This is a genomic window from Lacticaseibacillus baoqingensis (assembly GCF_003946165.1).
GTDB lineage: Bacteria > Bacillota > Bacilli > Lactobacillales > Lactobacillaceae > Lacticaseibacillus > Lacticaseibacillus baoqingensis.
The window spans coordinates 83,058-99,737 of the sequence record NZ_RHOI01000010.1; the positions used below are offsets into that span (position 1 = coordinate 83,058).

Sequence of the window (16,680 nt, forward strand, 5' to 3'; positions counted from 1 at the left end):
CTGTCGTTAGCCTTGGCAGCTTTTGACGATCGCGCGAATATCTGCCGGGGTCGTGCGACAACAGCCGCCAATGATCTTGGCACCGGCTTGTTGCCATTGCGGGGCTAGCGCCGCAAAACTAGGCGCATTAGGGGTGACATGCCAAGTTTTGTCGCTGGGATCATAGTGATCGCCATTGTTGGGGTAAACGACCAGTGGCTTATGGGTCAATGGGCGCAACACGGCCAGTGTCTGCGCAACGTTGGTCATCGCGGTGCAGTTGATGCCGATGGCCTCGATTTGAGGGCTTTCATTCAGCAGCTGGCAAACCGCTTCAAGCGCGGTGCCATCGCAAAGTTGATCATGGGCGTCGCCAACGGACAAAGACGCCCAAGCCGTCATCGTCGGGAACTCATTTTCCAGCAAGTGGACCAATGCCGTTAATTCCTGCAGATTAGGCATCGTTTCAAAGGCAAAAAAGTCACTGCCGCTAGCGGCCAAAAGCTGCATCCGCCGGCGATGAAAAGCCTGGTATTGCGCTTGCGTCAGCGTGTAAGCCCCGGTATATTCGCTGCCGTCTGCCAAATAGGCGCCATAGGGGCCGATCGATCCGGCAATCAGCAACTCGTCTGCACGCTGGGGGTGGGCAGCAAGATACGCACTGCGCGCTTCTTTTGCCAGCGTGACGGTTTGTTGGATCAAGTGATCAGCGGCATTTTCTGACAAGCCGAGTTTCACAAAGGCTTGCGGGTTGGCTTGGTAGGAATTGGTTGTGGCGATGTTGGCGCCGGCTTCAAAATAGCTGCGGTGCACGGCACGAATCGCCTGCGGGTCGGTGAGCAGTGCCATTGCCGACCATAAGGCGTTGTTAGTGGGCACGCCGGCTTTTTCTAACTCGGTCGCCATGGCACCGTCATTGATCACAACGGTTTGGCGCTGCAATAAAGCATTTAATTTGGACATAGCGTGACCTGCTTTCTGCTATTACGTTTATTGAGTATTAATGTTAATCTAATTAACAGCGCTGTGCAAATTTTGCGGGTGCAACTCAGAGATGAATTAGGAGACGGTAATTTGGCTGCACACACGACGCTGGAACGAAAAATGGAATCGCGACACTTATTAATGATCTCCTTAGGCGGGGTGATCGGTACAGGGCTATTTCTAAGTTCCGGTTACACGATCCATCAAGCTGGTCCGATCGGCACGATTTTAGCCTATGCTATCGGGGCGGTGGTGGTTTACCTGGTGATGTTGTGTTTGGGAGAATTATCGGTTGCAATGCCAGAAACCGGATCGTTTCATGTGTATGCCGATAAGTTTATCGGCCCGGGAACCGGGTTCACTACGGCGATTTTGTATTGGCTGACTTGGACGGTAGCGTTAGGATCTGAATTTACCGCGGCGGGTTTGATCATGCGCACTTGGTTCCCGCACAGCCCAACATGGGTGTGGAGCGCGCTGTTCATGCTGGTGATTTTTACCGTCAATGCGTTATCGGTGAGATTTTTTGCCGAAGCCGAGTTTTGGTTTTCCAGTATCAAGGTGGTTGCGATCATCTTGTTTATTATTTTAGGCGCTTTAGCGATCGTTGGGGTGTTGCCAATGACTGGCGGAAAAGGCGCACCAGGGCTGCATAATCTCGTCAAAGACGGCTGGTTTCCGACTGGCTTTAAAGGTGTTTTCACCACGATGTTAACGGTGAACTTTGCCTTTTCAGGCACCGAATTGATCGGGGTGACCGCTGGTGAAACCAAAGATCCAGAAAAAAACATCCCCAAAGCGATCCATACGACATTGTTGCGGTTGGTGATTTTTTTCATTGGCAGCATCTTTGTGATGGCCGCATTGATCCCTTGGCAACAAGCAGGGGTGACCAAAAGCCCATTCGTGTTGGTTTTTGAAAGCATCGGCTTGCCTTACGCCGGCGATATCATGAATTTTGTCGTCTTAACGGCGATCATGTCTGCTGCCAATTCAGGCTTGTATGCGTCTACGCGGATGTTGTGGTCATTGGCCCATGAAGGGATGATCAGTCCCAAATTTGCGCATACCAATGCACATGGGGTGCCGTTTAAGGCCTTGTGCGTAAGCATGATCGGAGGGATCTTAGCGTTATTGTCCAGTGTTTTTGCCGCAGATACGGTGTATTTGGTCTTAGTTTCAATTTCCGGCTTGGCAGTGGTGATCGTATGGATGGTGATTGCCTTATCCGCATTGAACTTTCGCAAGCAATGGGTGGCAGATGGCCATCAAGTCGCCGCGTTAAAATTTAAAATGCCTTGGTATCCGCTGGTGCCATGGGCGGCTTTGATCATGAGTTTGTTGTCCTGCGTGTTAGTTGTTTTTGATCCGACGCAGCGACCGTCGCTGTATTATATGATCCCATTTGTCTTGTTGTGCTATGCGTTTTATTATGCGCGAGAATATTGGCGCCGCAAGCAGCGCACACCTAACGCGTGAATGCGAGCAGTCAGTGTTAAATCAAGATCTGGCAAGTCCAAGCGGGCGAGCGACCAGAGATTAGTCGATGTCTGGAGGACTTTTGATGGAAGAATTATTTGCGCGTACTCCGGTGCCACAAGCTTATCGCCAACTGGCCTTGCCAGTGGTGATCGGCATGGTGGCCAGTATGGTCTACAATCTGGCGGATACGTTTTTTGTGGCCCAAACCGGCAATGCCGATTTGGTTGCCGGGGTGGCTTTAGGGGCACCGCTATTTTCATTCATGCTGGCAGTTGGTGATATCTTCGGCCTGGGCGGCAGTGCGTTGATCTCGCGGTTAATGGGTGCTGGCGCACATGAAAAGATCCGCCAGTTGAGCAGTTTTTGCTTTTATGCGGCGATCGCCTTAAGTCTCGTGATCACCATTGCGCTGTTGGCTGGCGAAAATCAGGTGCTCATTTGGCTCGGGGCCACCGCGGCCACCCGGCAATATGCGGCGGGATTTTACCGCATGCTGGCGCTGGGGGCGGTGTTTATTATCACATCACTGGTACCAGGCAATATCATTCGGACAGAAGGCTTGGCGAAACATTCGATGGTTGCGACGGCTTGCGGCACCGCGTTGGCGATCATTTTAGATCCCATTTTCTTGTTTTGGTGTCATTGGGGCGCTGCTGGTGTGGGGTTGGCCAATGTCTTAGGCTATGCGTTGAATACCGCATTATTAGTATGGTTCACCGCGCATGATGCGCAATATCTTAGTGTGGCGCCAAAAAGCGCGCGTATCACCGCTTCAGCCTGGTGGGCGATCATTAGCATCGGCATCCCGGCGTCTTTGACCAATTTTATGCAAAGCTTTGGTACCATGCTGCTCAACCAGCGCTTGGCGCATTATGGTGCCGAAGCGGTGGCAGCAATGGGTATCAGCCAAAAAATTTATATGGTCGTGATGTTAGTGATGGTCGGGTTTGCGTTTGGTGCGCAGCCTTTGATCGGCTATAATTTTGGGTCTGGCGATCGCCGGCGGTTACAGGCGATCTTGCGGTATGATTTTTTGGTTGAAGTGGGGTATGCGGTGGTTTGCGCCGGGCTTTTGATGGTGTTTGCCCCGCATTTGATCGCCTGGTTTATGCCGCTGCCGCACATCGTTTCGGCAGGCAGTTTGATGCTGCGCGCGTTGTTGATCACGACTCCGGCGATCGGTGCGATCTTAGTCTTTACCACGGTCTTTCAATCCACCAGCCAGCCGCTTGCGGCTTTGGTGATGGCGTTGGCGCGCCAAGGGGTGCTGTTTGCCTTGACCATCACATTGTTTGCGCATTGGTGGGGGTATCATGGGGTGCTTTGGGCGCAAGCAGGAGCGGACATCCTCACCTTTGTTTGCGGTTGGGGGTTGTATGCGCACGGCTGGCGCAAGCTCGCACGCCGATCATCATAAGCTGTGAGGCGCCAATTGGAAGCCAGCTTGTCACCGACTAGGGGCGGTTGGTAAACTAGTCTTAAGAGACAGGAGGCGGGTCATGGCTTTTCAACAACAATTTACGCTGTGGGTGTTGTACTTTTTTGCTTATGCGTTCATTGGCTGGCTGTGGGAAAGCGGTTATGTCAGCGTGCAAAAAAAGCATTGGGTCAATTCAGGTTTCTTGAACGGGCCGATCATTCCAGTGTATGGTTTCAGCATGGTGACGGTGTTAGCCGCGATCGCACCATGGCAAAATAACCTGCTGGTCTTATATGTCTTGAGTGCGCTGGTGATCACCGTGATCGAATATTTGACCAGCTGGCTGATGGAATTGCTCTTTCACGCCCGGTGGTGGGACTATAGCAAGGTCCCGCTGAACCTCAATGGTCGCGTCGCTTTGCCGATCTCGATGTTTTGGGGCATTGGCGTGGTGGTGATCGTCAAGTTGATCCACCCATTCGTGGCGGCGGGGGTGCTGTTTTTTGCGGCGCATTATGGGATCTTTGCGGCGATCGCCTTGTTGGTCATGGCCAGCTTTGACTTTGGCTTCACCTTAGCTAATGCTTTGGCATTTGGTGCGGCGACCAAGCGCATTGGCGATACCATCGAAGCCAAAAAAGCACAGCTGCATGAGCGTGTCACCTCAGAGTTGAGTGAAGAACGGGCGTGGCTGGCTGCGTTTCAAAGCGATGCCAACGCACGGGCTAAGGTGCCGCGGTTGAATGCTGTACAGCGGCGCTTGCTTAAGAGTTTCCCGCATCTGAAATTGCGTGATACGCATACCCCTGCTAAGGATATTGAAGATCTTGTGGCTTTGTTGAAGTCCAAAAAGCGCTGATTTCGTGACTTAAAAACGACGTGACTAAGACATCTCCGTCTAGCCACGCCTAGCGACACAAACGCCTTGGGACCACGATCCTAAAACGAATCGTGGTCCCAAGGCGTTTTATCGTGGGCTAAAACCGCTTTGGGTCTCAGCCTCGTTGTTTTGGTGAAGGGTTAGTCAGGATTGGCGATCAATGCGAGGAGTTTGCCGCTGGCGGTGATTTGATATTGAGCAGCCAGCTGCGTCATCTCACTGCCAGTGATCGGTTTGCGAAAGGCAATGGTCCATGCTCCATCGGCGCCTTTAGCACATTCGACTTGGTAGTTCGTTAACACATGGGCGGCATCATCATGCAGATATTCATGATGGTAATGATTCCACGCCCAAGTGATCGCTTTTTGCCGTGTCATGTTGGCCATATCCGCTTTACCGTCATAAGTGGCAGCGGTGTCTTTGCTGGTATTGGTGGTGGCTTGATGCATCGCAGTTTGGGTATCGATAGTCAACAAGTTCACCATGTTTTGGAGCTTGCCAGCATCGGTTTTTTTCGCCAGTGCGGTGACGGTCGTTTGGGTGCCGTTTGCGGCAAATTTGGCAGCGGTCGTGGCTGTTTCAAGATTGCCAAAGATCACCGTATCTCCATTGAGATACACCATGTGATAGCCGCTGGTGCCGCTTGGCAGCTGCAGTTGGTAGACTTGCGCCGTTTTGGGGGCATCGGTGATCACCTTGCTGACCGGATAGCGATAAGCAGTCAGCTGCAGCCGGTTTTGTAAAATATGGGCGGTGTCGAGGCCTGAGGCTTGCATTGCCGGGGCTAGCGCCACTAAGGCGAGCCGCTGCTTCAGTGAAAGTTGTTGATCCTGGGCCGAAACGGTGACGGGTTGACTAGGGTTAGTCGCTTGCCCGTTGACGCTGCAGCCTGTTAATAAGGCGAAGCTTGTGATCATGAGTGGGAGTAGACGCATACTCAGACCTCCTTTCGAATAGTTAGCAATATCATAACAGATTCTCATCGAAATGGCATAATAAAAACAGATTTATATTCTATAAATTATAAACGGCTGTTTTTACAAGGCGGACACGGCACAATTAAGTGAATGAAAACATAGCGCTTTCATCAATTTCACCGAATCACTTGGTACAATAAGGACAGACCAAAAGTGAGGAAGGATCAATATGGATAATCAGGTGAATAGCGTTTTTGATATCGTCGGGCGCATCCCGATCACACCAACTCAGCAACACATCGACGCCGCTTTCAACCTTGGAAAGGCGCTGAGGAGCCTATTGCCAACCCCGATCACCAAAATTAGTTTTGATCTCGATGCGGGGATCCGGCAATCGAGTTTGACGGTTGAATTGCAAACGGCTTTAGTCGCCGGTATGGCAGGTATCGCCAGCTTGACTGAAACCAAGAATATTTACGAGTATGCTTACCAAGAAGGCATCAAAGTCAGTTTTGCGCCGAACAGCAAAGACCTTGAGCAGCCGGATACGACCAAGTTGACCGTTGCATCAGCACAGCACCAACTGGTCTTGGCGTTAACGACGCAGCGCGCGGCCGATAAGTTAGTATTGACGGCGATCAACGGGGTCCCAGTGACGCTTGATCTCGGGACGGCCACACGGGTATTGTTGTTGACGAATGATGACCAACAGTTGCGCGAGTTAGCCGCTAACGATGAATTGGCCTTGCGCGTCGAATGCGGGGCGCAATTGAGCGACGACATGGCGTTGATGGTGGTTGAAGCCGTTGGGGATGCAGTCAAGTTATGCGACGAGCTGCGGCCATTAGAAACAGTTGCCGGCGCTGCAGTATATGCGGCCCCGCAAGCACAAGCTTAAAAAGATCAGAGCGTGACCACGAGATCATCGGCTAGTCGCGTTTTAAAGAGCCACACCCAGCGACACAAACGCCTTGGTACCGCGATTCTAAAACCGAATCGTGGCCCCAAGGCGCTTTTTGTCATGGGCTAAAACCGCTTTTTGTCACAGCCTCATCTTTTTTGGTTAGAGGTCTTTGATAAAGAAATAATCCATTGTCGTATGCGGACCAGCGTGCAGCGGCTTTGGCAGCTGCCGATAGCCGCTATGTGCATAAAGCGTGATGGCAACGCCTAAGTTATGATGGGTTTCTAAGTAGACTTGGGTGTAACCGGCTTGCTTGGCGAAATCCTCACAAGTTTGCATCAGCTGATGACTGGCGCCTTGGCCGCGAGCACTAGGGGCGATGTAGAGCTTTTGCAATTCTGCCACTGGTCCTTGATATTCGCCGATCCCACAACCGCCGATCACCTGATTAGCGGCGTCGACTAAAACAAAGTAAGCCCGGCCGGGGTTTGCGGCATAAAATTCACTGAGATGATCGAGTTGCGGGTCAAAATAGGCAGTCCCGGGCTGATCAAGCTTGGCTGCTTGTAAGCACGAGCGGACCAATGCGGCAACTGCGGCATCATCTTGGCTGGTAATAGGACGAATTGGCATGAGGCACCTCCAAAGCAAACGATTAGATCAATTTCAAGAAGATCGAAGCGATGATGACAGACGCAACAGACACGGTGGCAAAGCCGCCAACTAACATTTTAGGCATCATTTGCTGCGTAAGGTATTCTTCTTCATCTTCAGTAGACGCCATGGCCCGAGCTACTTCAGAAGTCAGGATATAGTCAGCTGGGAAACCAAATAAGGCGGTTAAAGAGCAGGAAAAGGCCATTTGCCAAGACATCCCAAAAGGCTTCGCCAAGATCCGAGAAGCCAAGAACATCCCTAAGACCCCTAAAGCGATCAAGACGACGATCTGTAAGACGATCCCGCCTAAAACGTCAGGCGTTGCGGCACTGAGTTGGCCGAAGATGTAAGCCAGTAACCCATACATCAACCAGTTGAAGACGCCGGCTTTATTTAACGCATTGTCTTCCAAGAAACCGATTTGGTGAGCGATGACCCCAAAGATCAGGCAAACCACGTTGGAGTTGACGACATTATTGGTAAGTAAACCAAACCCGGCAGCCAATAAACCGACGATGGCGACTCGTGCCATAATGAAAGCACTGGTTTGATAAGCTTCAGGCAGTTTCAATAACTTCGGCCGGTTGTCAGTGGTTTCTTCTGCACCGCGGCGCATCTTTGGTACGTTAGGATCAAGCTTGCTGCCATTAGCACGAAAGCCTTTCAATAAACGCCGGCTTTCTTGTTTCAAAAGCACTGAAGTTAATGGGTAGCCCACGACTGAGTGGAAGACAAACATGGCCACAGGCAAGGTAACTAAGGCAGTGACGCCTTGGGCTTTTAAGCCGTTGGTCATCAGTAAGGCGGAAACCAAGCCGCCGGTCAATGGCGGAACGGCGGCGACGACGGTGCGCCAGTCAAAGATCAACGTCCCGATGGTCAACGTCAATAGTAAGGTCCCGCAGACCCCTAATAGCGCGATACAAACCGCTTTCCATTGGGCGATCAATTCACGCAGGTTCATCAAGGTGCCCAGATGCACCAGTAAAAGTGAAATACAGATACTGATGAAGCTGCTATTGAATGAAGCAGTGGTGACGATGTTTTTTGGCATCACGGTCCAAAAACCGATGACAAATAATACCGCGGTGATAAAGACTGATGGAATAAAAGCTTTGGTGACAGTGGAAATCCACTCACCAGCGGTCATGAAAACCATGACCACTGCAAAGGCAATAAGAAAATTCATAGTGACCCTCCGTATTAGAAAATATTAAGAATATGGAGCTAATTCTAATTCTAATTTCAGGAATGTCAATAACTTCGCCAGAAATTCTCATCATTTTTGGCTTGGAACCCGCGGTTTCATCCTATATCCAGGCACTGTCATCACCGCAAAACAGATTTTCCTAAATTCTGTGATTGGTGCATCAAAAATGAGAAATTGCGGTTGACGATTCTCAAAATGAGAACTATATTAAAAAACGAACAGTTGAAGGAGGGTCATTGCGATGAGCAGACAAACAGAAGTCGAACAATTTGCCGTCGACTATTTGCCGAAGCTGGAGGATTACCTTCGGATCCCGACAATTTCAGCACAGAATAAAGGCATTCGCAAGACCGTCGATTGGGTCAAGGATGCGTTTGCCGCCCTTGACGCAGATAAGGTCGAAGAGTGGCATGATCAAGGCGGCAACCCCGTCGTGTTTGCAGAGTTTACCGGCAATAGCGATAAAACCGTGTTGTTTTACAACCATTATGATGTGCAGCCGCCAGAGCCATTAGCGGAATGGCATACCGAACCTTTTGAGCCCACGATCGTTGATGGCGAATTATTCGCCCGCGGTGTGGCGGATGACAAAGGGGAATTGATGTATCGCCTGACCGCGTTGCGGTGGCTCAAGGATCATGGCGGCTTCCCAGTCAATTTGAAGTTCTTTGTTGAAGGGGAAGAAGAAATTGGCAGTCCGCATGTCGGTTTATATGTCAAAGCCCATGCCGATCAATTAACGGCAGACGCTTGTATTTGGGAAACTGGCGGCAAAAATGAAGCCGAGCATTTCCAAGTCACGGCTGGGATGAAGGGGATCGTTTCGTTTGACCTCAATGTCCAAACGGCAGATGCCGATATTCATTCATCGCTAGGCGCATATGTTGATAATGCCGCTTGGCGCTTGGTACAAGCCTTAGCATCACTGCGCGATGCCCATAACCAGATCCACATTGACGGGTTTTATGATGATGTGGCGCCGCTGGATGCCGCCAGCAAAGCAGCCATCGCGGCGATGGATTTTGATGGGGAGGCGATCAAGCAAAATTATGGCTTGAAGCGGCCTTTCATCACGGATGATCCTAAGCAAGCCGCAGCTGCAGCACCGACGATCACCATTAATGGGTTGTCTTCTGGCTACGAAGGTGAAGGGCTGAAGACGATCGTGCCAAAATCAGCCTTAGCCAAACTGGATTGCCGCTTGGTACCCGGCCAAAAGCCAGAGAAAATCGCCGCGCTGATTCAAAAACAATTGGATAAAAATGGTTATTCTGATGTGCGGCTGCATTACAACTTAGGCGAAGATGCCTTTCATTCAGACTTGAATGATCCGCATTTGCAACTTGCCAAACAAGTTGGCGAAGAAGTTTACGGTGATGGCCAAGTCCGGTTTGTACCGATGATGCCTGGCGGCGGTCCCGCGAAATTCTTTGATGATGCCTTGCATTTGCCGATCATCTTAGTGGGCGTCAACTATGCCGGCTCCGGCCCGCATGCGCCGAACGAAAGCGTTCGGGTGGCTGACTATCAGCAAGGGACGTATTACATTATCCGGTTGTTGGAAGAGTACGCGCGAGTATAAGGAAAGAAGCGTCGCAATGAGTACAGTATTTACGAATTGTCATTTTTTTGCCGGGACCAATGCGACGGTGCAAGCCGACGCTTGGTTTGTCGTCGATGATGCCGGCAAGCTAACCGCGACTGGCACTGGTGTTGCGCCTGCAGCAGATACCGCCGTTGATTTGCAAGGCGGCTATGTCGCACCTGGATTGTTTAACGTGCATACACATATTTCACTTGATCCTCAAACACCCGATGGCGGCGCCGGTGCCAATGTGGTCGCCTCTACTGTGCGGGCGACGAGGCATTTGCGGGAGTTATTGAAATCTGGTGTGACGTATATTCGCGAGTGTGGGTGTACATATGATATCGATATCGCCTTACGCCAGATGCAAAAAGCCGGTCAGCTCAAACAAGTCCCAACGATCATGCCGGCTGGCGGGTTGTTTTCAATGACTGGCGGGCATGGGGATGTGCCGCATGGCGGTAATGTGGTGGATTCACCAGATGAAATGCGCAAGGCCGTGCGCACGGCGATGAAAAATGGTGCCGAAGCGATCAAATTAGTGGCTACCGGCGGGGTGATGACCCCTAACGACTTTATGAATGATCCGCAATTGTCAACGGCCGAAATGGCAGTGGCAGTTACTGAAGCCCATCATAAACACCGCGTGGTCGCCTGTCATGCAGAAGGCAACCCTGGCATCATGAATGCCATCAAGGCGGGCGTGGATTCGATCGAACATGGGTTTTACGTTAACGATGACGAAATCGATTTGATGCTGGCACAAGGCACCTACTTAACACCAACCATCGTGGCTGATTGGGCCTTTCCAAAGTATGCGCAAGGCAAAGTTCCAGCTTGGATGCTCAAAAAAGCCACGGATGCTTATGATGATCTATGCCACAACATCATGCATGCCTTCAAGCGCGGGGTCCCGATCACCTTAGGAACGGATGCCGGCACCGTGTTCAACGACTTCACCATGACGCCGATCGAGTTGCAGCTGATGGTCGAAAATGGGATGAGCCCGTTTGAAGCTTTCAACACATCCGTCAATGGCGCCAAGTTGATGCATGTCGATGATGAATATGGCACTTTGGAAACTGGCAAGTATGCGGATTTCATGGTGCTTGATGCGGATCCGATGCAGGATGTGAAGGCATTTCAACAAGCAGATAAGGCCGTTTACCTGAAAGGGCAGCGGCAATATTGAAAGGAGTTTCTGGTATGACAACAGTATTCAAGAATTGTCATTTCTTCGCCGGCACCAGCGCCACTGTGCAACAAGACGCCTGGTTCACCGTGGGTGATGATGGCAAACTAACGGCAACTGGTACCGGTCAGGCACCGGCAGCTGATAACGTGGTGGATCTAGGCGGTCAATATGTGACGCCTGGGTTGACTAATGTGCACACGCATATTTCTTTGGATCCGTTGACTGGTGATGGCGGTTCTGCCACCGGCGTCGTGCCAACGACCGTGCGGGCAGTGGCCCACTTGCATCAATTGTTGAAATCAGGCGTGACCTATATTCGCGAATGTGGGTGCAGCTTTGATATCGATATCGCGTTAAAGCAATTGCAAACTGATGGGCAATTGACCAAGGTGCCAACGATCATGCCATCAGGGAAGCTGTTTTCTATGACTGGCGGCCATGGGGACTTGCCTAACACCGCTTATGTCGTCGATTCGCCAGACGAAATGCGCAAGGCCGTGCGCACCGCAATGAAAAAAGGGGCCCAAGCGATCAAGGTGATCGCCACTGGCGGGGTCATGACGCCTAGCGACTTCATGAATGACCCGCAGCTGTCAACGGCTGAAATGGCAGTAGCCGTTGAAGAAGCTCACCATAAAGGCCGGGTCGTGGCAGCGCATGCTGAAGGCAACCCTGGCATTATGAATGCGATCAAAGCCGGCGTGGATTCGATCGAACATGGTTTTTATGTCACTGACGAAGAAGTGGATATGATGCTTGAACAAGGTACTTATATCACCCCAACTTTAGTGGCCGATTGGGCGATCCCGACTTTTGCTAAAGGCAAGATCCCGGATTGGGAAGTCAAAAAGGCTGCCGATGCGTTGGATGATCTCTACCACAACTTGATGCATGCCTTCAAACGCGGAGTGCCGCTGACTTTAGGCACGGATGCCGGGACGCCGTTCAATGATTTCACCATGAGCCCAGTGGAATTGCAGCTGATGGTCGAGCAAGGAATGACGCCGTTTGAAGCTTTCAATACCTCTGTCAATGGTGCGAAGCTGATGAAAGTCGACTCCGAATATGGCACTTTGGAAGTCGGCAAGTACGCAGATTTCTTAGTTTTGAACGCTGATCCGATGCAGGATGTTAAGGCTTTCCAACAAACAGACAAAGCCGTTTATCTCCAAGGCCAACGCCAATATTAAACTCATAAAGGAGCAACACATATGACAACTACAGCTTTTACAAACGCGAACTTCTTCGCCGGGACTTCTGATGCCGTGACGGCTAACACCTGGTTTACCGTTGACGATGCCGATGGCAAGGTCTTAGCTACCGGCACTGGCAAAGCTCCAGCCGCTGACAACAGCGTTGATCTTGATGGCAAGTATGTGATGCCAGGCTTGATCAACTGCCATACTCACATCACGATGGATCCGACGACTGGCGATGGCGGTACTGGCGCCAACGTGGTCGAAACTTCCGTGCGTTCGGTGGATCATTTGCACGACTTGTTGAAATCCGGGGTCACTTGGATCCGGGAATGCGGGTCTTCTTATGATATCGACTTGGCTTTGGATAAAATGTACAAAGAAGGCAAGCTGACCAAAGTGCCTGATATTTTGCCTTCTGGCCGCCCTTATTCGATGACTGGTGGGCATGGCGACTTCCCGAACTTTGGTCACTTGGTCGATTCTCCTGACGAAATGCGCAAAGCGGTGCGTGAAGGCCTCAAAAAAGGGACCATGGCAGTTAAAGTCATGGCTACTGGCGGCGTTATGACCGCCGGGGACTTCATGGATGACCCGCAGTTGAGTACTGAAGAAATCAAAGTTGCCGTTGAAGAAGCCCATCATAAGGGCCGCATCGTGGCAGCGCATGCTGAAGGCAACCCAGGGATTTTGAATGCGATCAAAGCCGGTGTGGATTCGATCGAACACGGCTTTTACGTCAACGATGAAGAAGTCGATATGATGCTTAAACAAGGCACCTACTTGACCCCAACGCTGGTTGCTGATTGGGCGATCCCAGAATACGCGCAAGGCAAGATCCCTGATTGGGAAATCAAAAAGGCTGCTGATGCCTTGGATGATCTGTACAAAAACATCATGCACGCTTGGAAGCGCGGTGTGCCAGTGACCTTAGGGACGGATGCCGGGACGCCATTCAACGACTTCACCATGACGCCGGTTGAGCTGGAATTAATGGTTGAACAAGGCGCGACCCCGTTTGAAGCGTTCCAGACTTCCGTCAACTCTGCTAAACTCATGAAGATCGATCAAGAATACGGGACTTTGGAAGCGGGCAAGTACGCTGACTTCTTAGTGCTCGATCAAGACCCATTGCAAGACGTCAAGGCCGTGCAACAAGCGGATAAGGCGGTTTACAAGTACGGCAAGCGCGTTTACTGATTCGCGGTTGTTGCTCACAAAGCACGCCGGTTTGCTGCCTCCAGTTTGGAGGGCGAGCCGGCGTGCTTTTTTGATGGCTATTTTTAGCCCATGAAAAAAGGACCGTCAAAGACGGTCCTTTCGACACACTGCAAACGCTTTGAATCAGCTGGCGACGTGTTCGTTCTTGCCGAAGATGCGTTCCTTCATTGCTTTACCAGTAGGGGTGCCGGCTAAGCCGCCCAAACCAGTTTCACGTAAGGCTTTTGGTAAACCTTCACCAACTGTCTTCATTGCTTGAATGACCTCGTCAGCAGGGATCTTGTTCGTGCACCCAGCTAAGGCCATGTCAGCTGCGATCAAGGCGTTCCCAGCGCCGACCGCATTACGCTTGACACAAGGTAATTCCACTAACCCGGCAACTGGGTCGCAAACCAACCCGAGCAGGTTAGACATTGCCATCGCGAAGGCTTCAGCACTTTGTTGTGCTGAGCCGCCAGCTGCTTCGACAGCCGCTGCTGCACCCATGGCAGAAGCACTCCCGACTTCAGCCTGGCAGCCGCCAGTCGCACCAGCGATCATCGCTTTGTTGGCAACGATCATCCCGAAGGCACTGGCCGTGAATAAGAAGCGGACCATGTCTTCATCAGATAAGCCCAAGCGCTTTTCCAAGATGAATAAAACGCCTGGTAAAGTCCCGGTAGAACCGGCGGTAGGGGTCGCACAGATCACACCCATAGAAGCGTTGACTTCGTTGGTCGCGATCGCATTTTGCACGGCTTCGACCATCGAATCACCAGATAAGGTGACGTGATTCTTCCGGTACTTGCGCAGCATCGCAGCCTCACCACCGGTCAAACCAGTCTTGGAGAAGACCCCTTTGCCATGCGCGCCTTTTTCGACGGCAGCACGCATCACTTCAAGGTTCTTTTCCATTTCGTGCCAGACTTCTTCACGGGAACTGTGAGACTTCTCGCACTCTTGGTTAATGATCAGTTCAGAGATCGGCTGCTTCTTAGAGACTGAATCTGCAACTAATTCTTCAATACTCATATACATAATATGACTTCCCCTCGTTGAACTCGGTTACATGTAGATCATTTCATCGGTCAATGCGCTCAAGGCCTTGATCTGATCAGCCTTTAGGCGGGTATCCAATTCATATTCGAGCAACATATCTTTGCGTTGAGACCCAAGATACTTTTGCGTCTTATTGATGATCGACATCTCAGCCAGATCCTTGTTGAATTTATCTTGATCTTCAGGAGTCTTAAAGATGGCCAAGATCACCGGCAATGTACCAGTTGGGGAGATGTCGTAGCCTTCCATCTTGATGTTGCGGACTTCGATAGTCCCGCCGCCGATGGAACAGCCGGAAAGTTCAATGGCATGCTTGTCATTGCTTAATTCAACCACTGCGGTGTTAGGATGATGGATCGGGCTGTCAGTTTGTTCTTCGATGAAGCTGACTGAAATGCCGCGTTCTTCAGCAATATTTACGGCGTCTGGTACCCGGGCATCATCCGGAGCAAAGCCTAAGATCCCACTGATGATCGCGTAATCTGTACCGTGACCTTTGTGGGTCTCGGCAAAGGATTCATAATAATGGATCACGATCTTAGTCGGGTCATCGCGGTAGACTTCGCGAGCAGCCTTGCCAATGGCAACGGCGCCTGCGGTATGCGAACTGGAAGGGCCGATCATGATCGGGCCGATGATATCAAATACACTTTTGTAATTAACTGTAGTAGCTGTCATTACTATCGCCTCTGTATAGATTGACTAGTGTGCCAGATCGGTGGCACCCTCTTGGGTGTCTGTAGCATTTTTGGCATCTTCTTTAGCTTCGTCTGCATGCAATTCCTGAACCGTATGGATCGGGAAGTTCTTGAAGACGATCGCGCCAAGATAGCCGAAGATCGTGCTTGCAACCAGGATCAACAAGACGGCCATGATGACCTTCATTGGATCGTTGAAGCCGAATGCCACGATCAAACCAGCCCATGGCGTTGCCATCCCGGTAACGTTGATCACCAAGCCGAAGAGCGTCACGATGATCCCGTTGACCGCTCCGGCGACTAAGTTGACCCCGAAAATCGGGATCGGGTTGGCTGCGATGATGTCGATTTGAGTCAGTGGTTCAAATGGTGACAGCGATCGTGGTCGCATTGTCACCAAACTTCATCTTACGGAAGAAGGTGAAGTTCAAGAAGGAGTTACCGGTACAACATAATGCACCGATGGCCATTGGGATCCCAGTCAAGCCAATCAAACTGGTCAAGACCATAGAGCTCAATGGCGTCATTCCGACTAGTGGAATGATCCCGCCTAAGATTGCCCCCATGACGATCGGACTGGTTACGGCGGCGGTCGTGATCGCACTGCCGATGACGTGTAAGATCATCATGACCACTGGGGTGATCAAGCCAGCAATGGCATTGACCAACATTGGGCCGACCAAGACCACGACGATCAAATCAAGTCCGCCAGTGACCTTCTTTTCGATCCATTTGATCAAGAAGCTGACTAAGTATGCTGCAATGAAGGCCGGTAATAGCTTGACCTTCAACAGGGAAACACCGAGTAAAACACTGAAGACAGGGCTGATCCCAAATGATAATGGAACCAGTGTGCCGGCGGCCAAGCCACCCAGGTTACCCATGATATCCCCAATTTGTTGTGCGAATTGGACGTGGAACACGCCGCCGATCGCGTAACTCAGAAAGGCCTGTGGTAAAAATGTTGCACATGCCGCGCCAGATAATGCGCTGACGGCTTTTTTACCGTGCGGGGCCTTGAATGTAAATAATGTCATTACCGCGATCACGGCGGCCAACATCAGGACGCCTAATACGATTTGCATGATAATGCCTCCTCCAACGAAGTATATTTGATTTGCAGTGTGTCGCTGCTGGGTGCCGGTCACCACGTGAAATTTATAACATGCCTAGAAGCCGCTTACATTGATATTCGGTGAGTCATTTTAGGCAAGCGCCACCGTCTGCTCATGAAAACGGGTCTAGAATTTTTGGTGTTGGTAGTAATCAACACTGGAGATGCTAGACCCTTTTTAGATAACAAAAAGACACCTG

The 16,680-nt window shown here is 51.0% G+C and carries 16 protein-coding genes; 8 read left to right on the top strand and 8 right to left on the bottom strand.

Annotated features, from left to right (window positions below; all coding sequences use genetic code 11):
* Positions 1-6 precede the first annotated feature (6 nt).
* Positions 7-942, bottom strand: a complete 936-nt coding sequence (gene mmuM / locus EKM91_RS06075; protein WP_125751348.1) for a homocysteine S-methyltransferase — start codon at positions 940-942, stop codon at positions 7-9.
* A gap of 141 nt (positions 943-1,083) precedes the next feature.
* Between mmuM and EKM91_RS06080 the strand changes: the two genes are divergently transcribed.
* The 3 genes from EKM91_RS06080 (at position 1,084) to EKM91_RS06090 (ending at position 4,724) form a co-directional block, all read left to right on the top strand.
* A complete protein-coding gene (locus EKM91_RS06080) occupies positions 1,084-2,442 on the top strand; it encodes an amino acid permease (protein ID WP_125751391.1) in 1,359 nt (452 codons plus the stop codon).
* An 85-nt stretch (positions 2,443-2,527) separates the two neighbouring features.
* Positions 2,528-3,862: an MATE family efflux transporter gene (locus EKM91_RS06085; protein ID WP_125751351.1), complete on the top strand. Its 1,335-nt coding sequence runs from the start codon at positions 2,528-2,530 to the stop codon at positions 3,860-3,862.
* A gap of 82 nt (positions 3,863-3,944) precedes the next feature.
* Entirely contained in the window at positions 3,945-4,724 is a 780-nt protein-coding gene (locus EKM91_RS06090; RefSeq protein ID WP_125751354.1) for a putative ABC transporter permease, read from the top strand.
* A 161-nt stretch (positions 4,725-4,885) separates the two neighbouring features.
* Here EKM91_RS06090 and EKM91_RS06095 read toward each other — a convergent pair whose 3' ends face one another.
* Positions 4,886-5,680, bottom strand: coding sequence for a hypothetical protein (locus EKM91_RS06095; RefSeq protein ID WP_125751357.1), 795 nt, complete (start codon positions 5,678-5,680; stop codon positions 4,886-4,888).
* A gap of 211 nt (positions 5,681-5,891) precedes the next feature.
* Here EKM91_RS06095 and EKM91_RS06100 point away from each other — a divergent pair, with 211 nt between their 5' ends.
* Positions 5,892-6,560: a hypothetical protein gene (locus EKM91_RS06100; protein ID WP_125751360.1), complete on the top strand. Its 669-nt coding sequence runs from the start codon at positions 5,892-5,894 to the stop codon at positions 6,558-6,560.
* Between the two features lie 165 nt (positions 6,561-6,725).
* Here EKM91_RS06100 and EKM91_RS06105 read toward each other — a convergent pair whose 3' ends face one another.
* Both EKM91_RS06105 and EKM91_RS06110 read right to left on the bottom strand, forming a co-directional pair.
* A complete protein-coding gene (locus EKM91_RS06105; protein WP_125751363.1) occupies positions 6,726-7,199 on the bottom strand; it encodes a GNAT family N-acetyltransferase in 474 nt (157 codons plus the stop codon).
* 22 nt (positions 7,200-7,221) lie between these two features.
* Positions 7,222-8,412, bottom strand: a complete 1,191-nt coding sequence (locus tag EKM91_RS06110; protein ID WP_125751366.1) for a hypothetical protein — start codon at positions 8,410-8,412, stop codon at positions 7,222-7,224.
* 262 nt (positions 8,413-8,674) lie between these two features.
* Here EKM91_RS06110 and EKM91_RS06115 point away from each other — a divergent pair, with 262 nt between their 5' ends.
* The 4 genes from EKM91_RS06115 to EKM91_RS06130 are packed head-to-tail and all read left to right on the top strand — an operon-like array spanning position 8,675 to position 13,609.
* Positions 8,675-10,015 (top strand): M20/M25/M40 family metallo-hydrolase, encoded by a 1,341-nt coding sequence (locus EKM91_RS06115; protein ID WP_125751369.1) that lies wholly within the window; start codon positions 8,675-8,677, stop codon positions 10,013-10,015.
* A gap of 16 nt (positions 10,016-10,031) precedes the next feature.
* Positions 10,032-11,210 (top strand): metal-dependent hydrolase family protein, encoded by a 1,179-nt coding sequence (locus EKM91_RS06120; RefSeq protein ID WP_125751372.1) that lies wholly within the window; start codon positions 10,032-10,034, stop codon positions 11,208-11,210.
* 14 nt (positions 11,211-11,224) lie between these two features.
* Positions 11,225-12,403, top strand: a complete 1,179-nt coding sequence (locus EKM91_RS06125; protein WP_125751375.1) for a metal-dependent hydrolase family protein — start codon at positions 11,225-11,227, stop codon at positions 12,401-12,403.
* A gap of 21 nt (positions 12,404-12,424) precedes the next feature.
* On the top strand, positions 12,425-13,609 hold the full coding sequence (locus tag EKM91_RS06130) for a metal-dependent hydrolase family protein (protein WP_125751378.1): 1,185 nt from the start codon (positions 12,425-12,427) through the stop codon (positions 13,607-13,609).
* A 144-nt stretch (positions 13,610-13,753) separates the two neighbouring features.
* Here EKM91_RS06130 and sdaAA read toward each other — a convergent pair whose 3' ends face one another.
* From sdaAA to EKM91_RS06145, 4 genes are read right to left on the bottom strand one after another with little or no spacing between them, the layout of a single operon-like run.
* The gene (gene sdaAA / locus EKM91_RS06135; RefSeq protein WP_125751380.1) at positions 13,754-14,647 is read right to left on the bottom strand and encodes an L-serine ammonia-lyase, iron-sulfur-dependent, subunit alpha; all 894 of its coding nucleotides are present in this window, start codon (positions 14,645-14,647) and stop codon (positions 13,754-13,756) included.
* A 27-nt stretch (positions 14,648-14,674) separates the two neighbouring features.
* Positions 14,675-15,346, bottom strand: a complete 672-nt coding sequence (gene sdaAB, locus EKM91_RS06140) for an L-serine ammonia-lyase, iron-sulfur-dependent subunit beta (RefSeq protein ID WP_125751385.1) — start codon at positions 15,344-15,346, stop codon at positions 14,675-14,677.
* A 24-nt stretch (positions 15,347-15,370) separates the two neighbouring features.
* A complete protein-coding gene (locus tag EKM91_RS14175) occupies positions 15,371-15,757 on the bottom strand; it encodes a PTS sugar transporter subunit IIC (protein WP_274379975.1) in 387 nt (128 codons plus the stop codon).
* Positions 15,729-16,451 (bottom strand): PTS sugar transporter subunit IIC, encoded by a 723-nt coding sequence (locus tag EKM91_RS06145; RefSeq protein WP_274379976.1) that lies wholly within the window; start codon positions 16,449-16,451, stop codon positions 15,729-15,731. The genes EKM91_RS14175 and EKM91_RS06145 overlap by 29 nt, the downstream gene beginning before the upstream one ends.
* Between the last annotated feature and the right edge of the window lie 229 nt (positions 16,452-16,680).

Coding starts and splice junctions, on each gene's coding strand:
- EKM91_RS06095 (WP_125751357.1), bottom strand. CDS start 5,680: ATGCGTCTACTCCCACTCATGATCACAAGCTTCGCCTTATTAACAGGC.
- EKM91_RS06130 (WP_125751378.1), top strand. CDS start 12,425: ATGACAACTACAGCTTTTACAAACGCGAACTTCTTCGCCGGGACTTCT.
- EKM91_RS06120 (WP_125751372.1), top strand. CDS start 10,032: ATGAGTACAGTATTTACGAATTGTCATTTTTTTGCCGGGACCAATGCG.
- EKM91_RS06115 (WP_125751369.1), top strand. CDS start 8,675: ATGAGCAGACAAACAGAAGTCGAACAATTTGCCGTCGACTATTTGCCG.
- EKM91_RS06110 (WP_125751366.1), bottom strand. CDS start 8,412: ATGAATTTTCTTATTGCCTTTGCAGTGGTCATGGTTTTCATGACCGCT.
- EKM91_RS06085 (WP_125751351.1), top strand. CDS start 2,528: ATGGAAGAATTATTTGCGCGTACTCCGGTGCCACAAGCTTATCGCCAA.
- sdaAB (WP_125751385.1), bottom strand. CDS start 15,346: ATGACAGCTACTACAGTTAATTACAAAAGTGTATTTGATATCATCGGC.
- EKM91_RS06080 (WP_125751391.1), top strand. CDS start 1,084: ATGGAATCGCGACACTTATTAATGATCTCCTTAGGCGGGGTGATCGGT.
- EKM91_RS06100 (WP_125751360.1), top strand. CDS start 5,892: ATGGATAATCAGGTGAATAGCGTTTTTGATATCGTCGGGCGCATCCCG.
- EKM91_RS14175 (WP_274379975.1), bottom strand. CDS start 15,757: ATGCGACCACGATCGCTGTCACCATTTGAACCACTGACTCAAATCGAC.
- EKM91_RS06145 (WP_274379976.1), bottom strand. CDS start 16,451: ATGCAAATCGTATTAGGCGTCCTGATGTTGGCCGCCGTGATCGCGGTA.
- sdaAA (WP_125751380.1), bottom strand. CDS start 14,647: ATGTATATGAGTATTGAAGAATTAGTTGCAGATTCAGTCTCTAAGAAG.
- EKM91_RS06125 (WP_125751375.1), top strand. CDS start 11,225: ATGACAACAGTATTCAAGAATTGTCATTTCTTCGCCGGCACCAGCGCC.
- EKM91_RS06090 (WP_125751354.1), top strand. CDS start 3,945: ATGGCTTTTCAACAACAATTTACGCTGTGGGTGTTGTACTTTTTTGCT.
- EKM91_RS06105 (WP_125751363.1), bottom strand. CDS start 7,199: ATGCCAATTCGTCCTATTACCAGCCAAGATGATGCCGCAGTTGCCGCA.
- mmuM (WP_125751348.1), bottom strand. CDS start 942: ATGTCCAAATTAAATGCTTTATTGCAGCGCCAAACCGTTGTGATCAAT.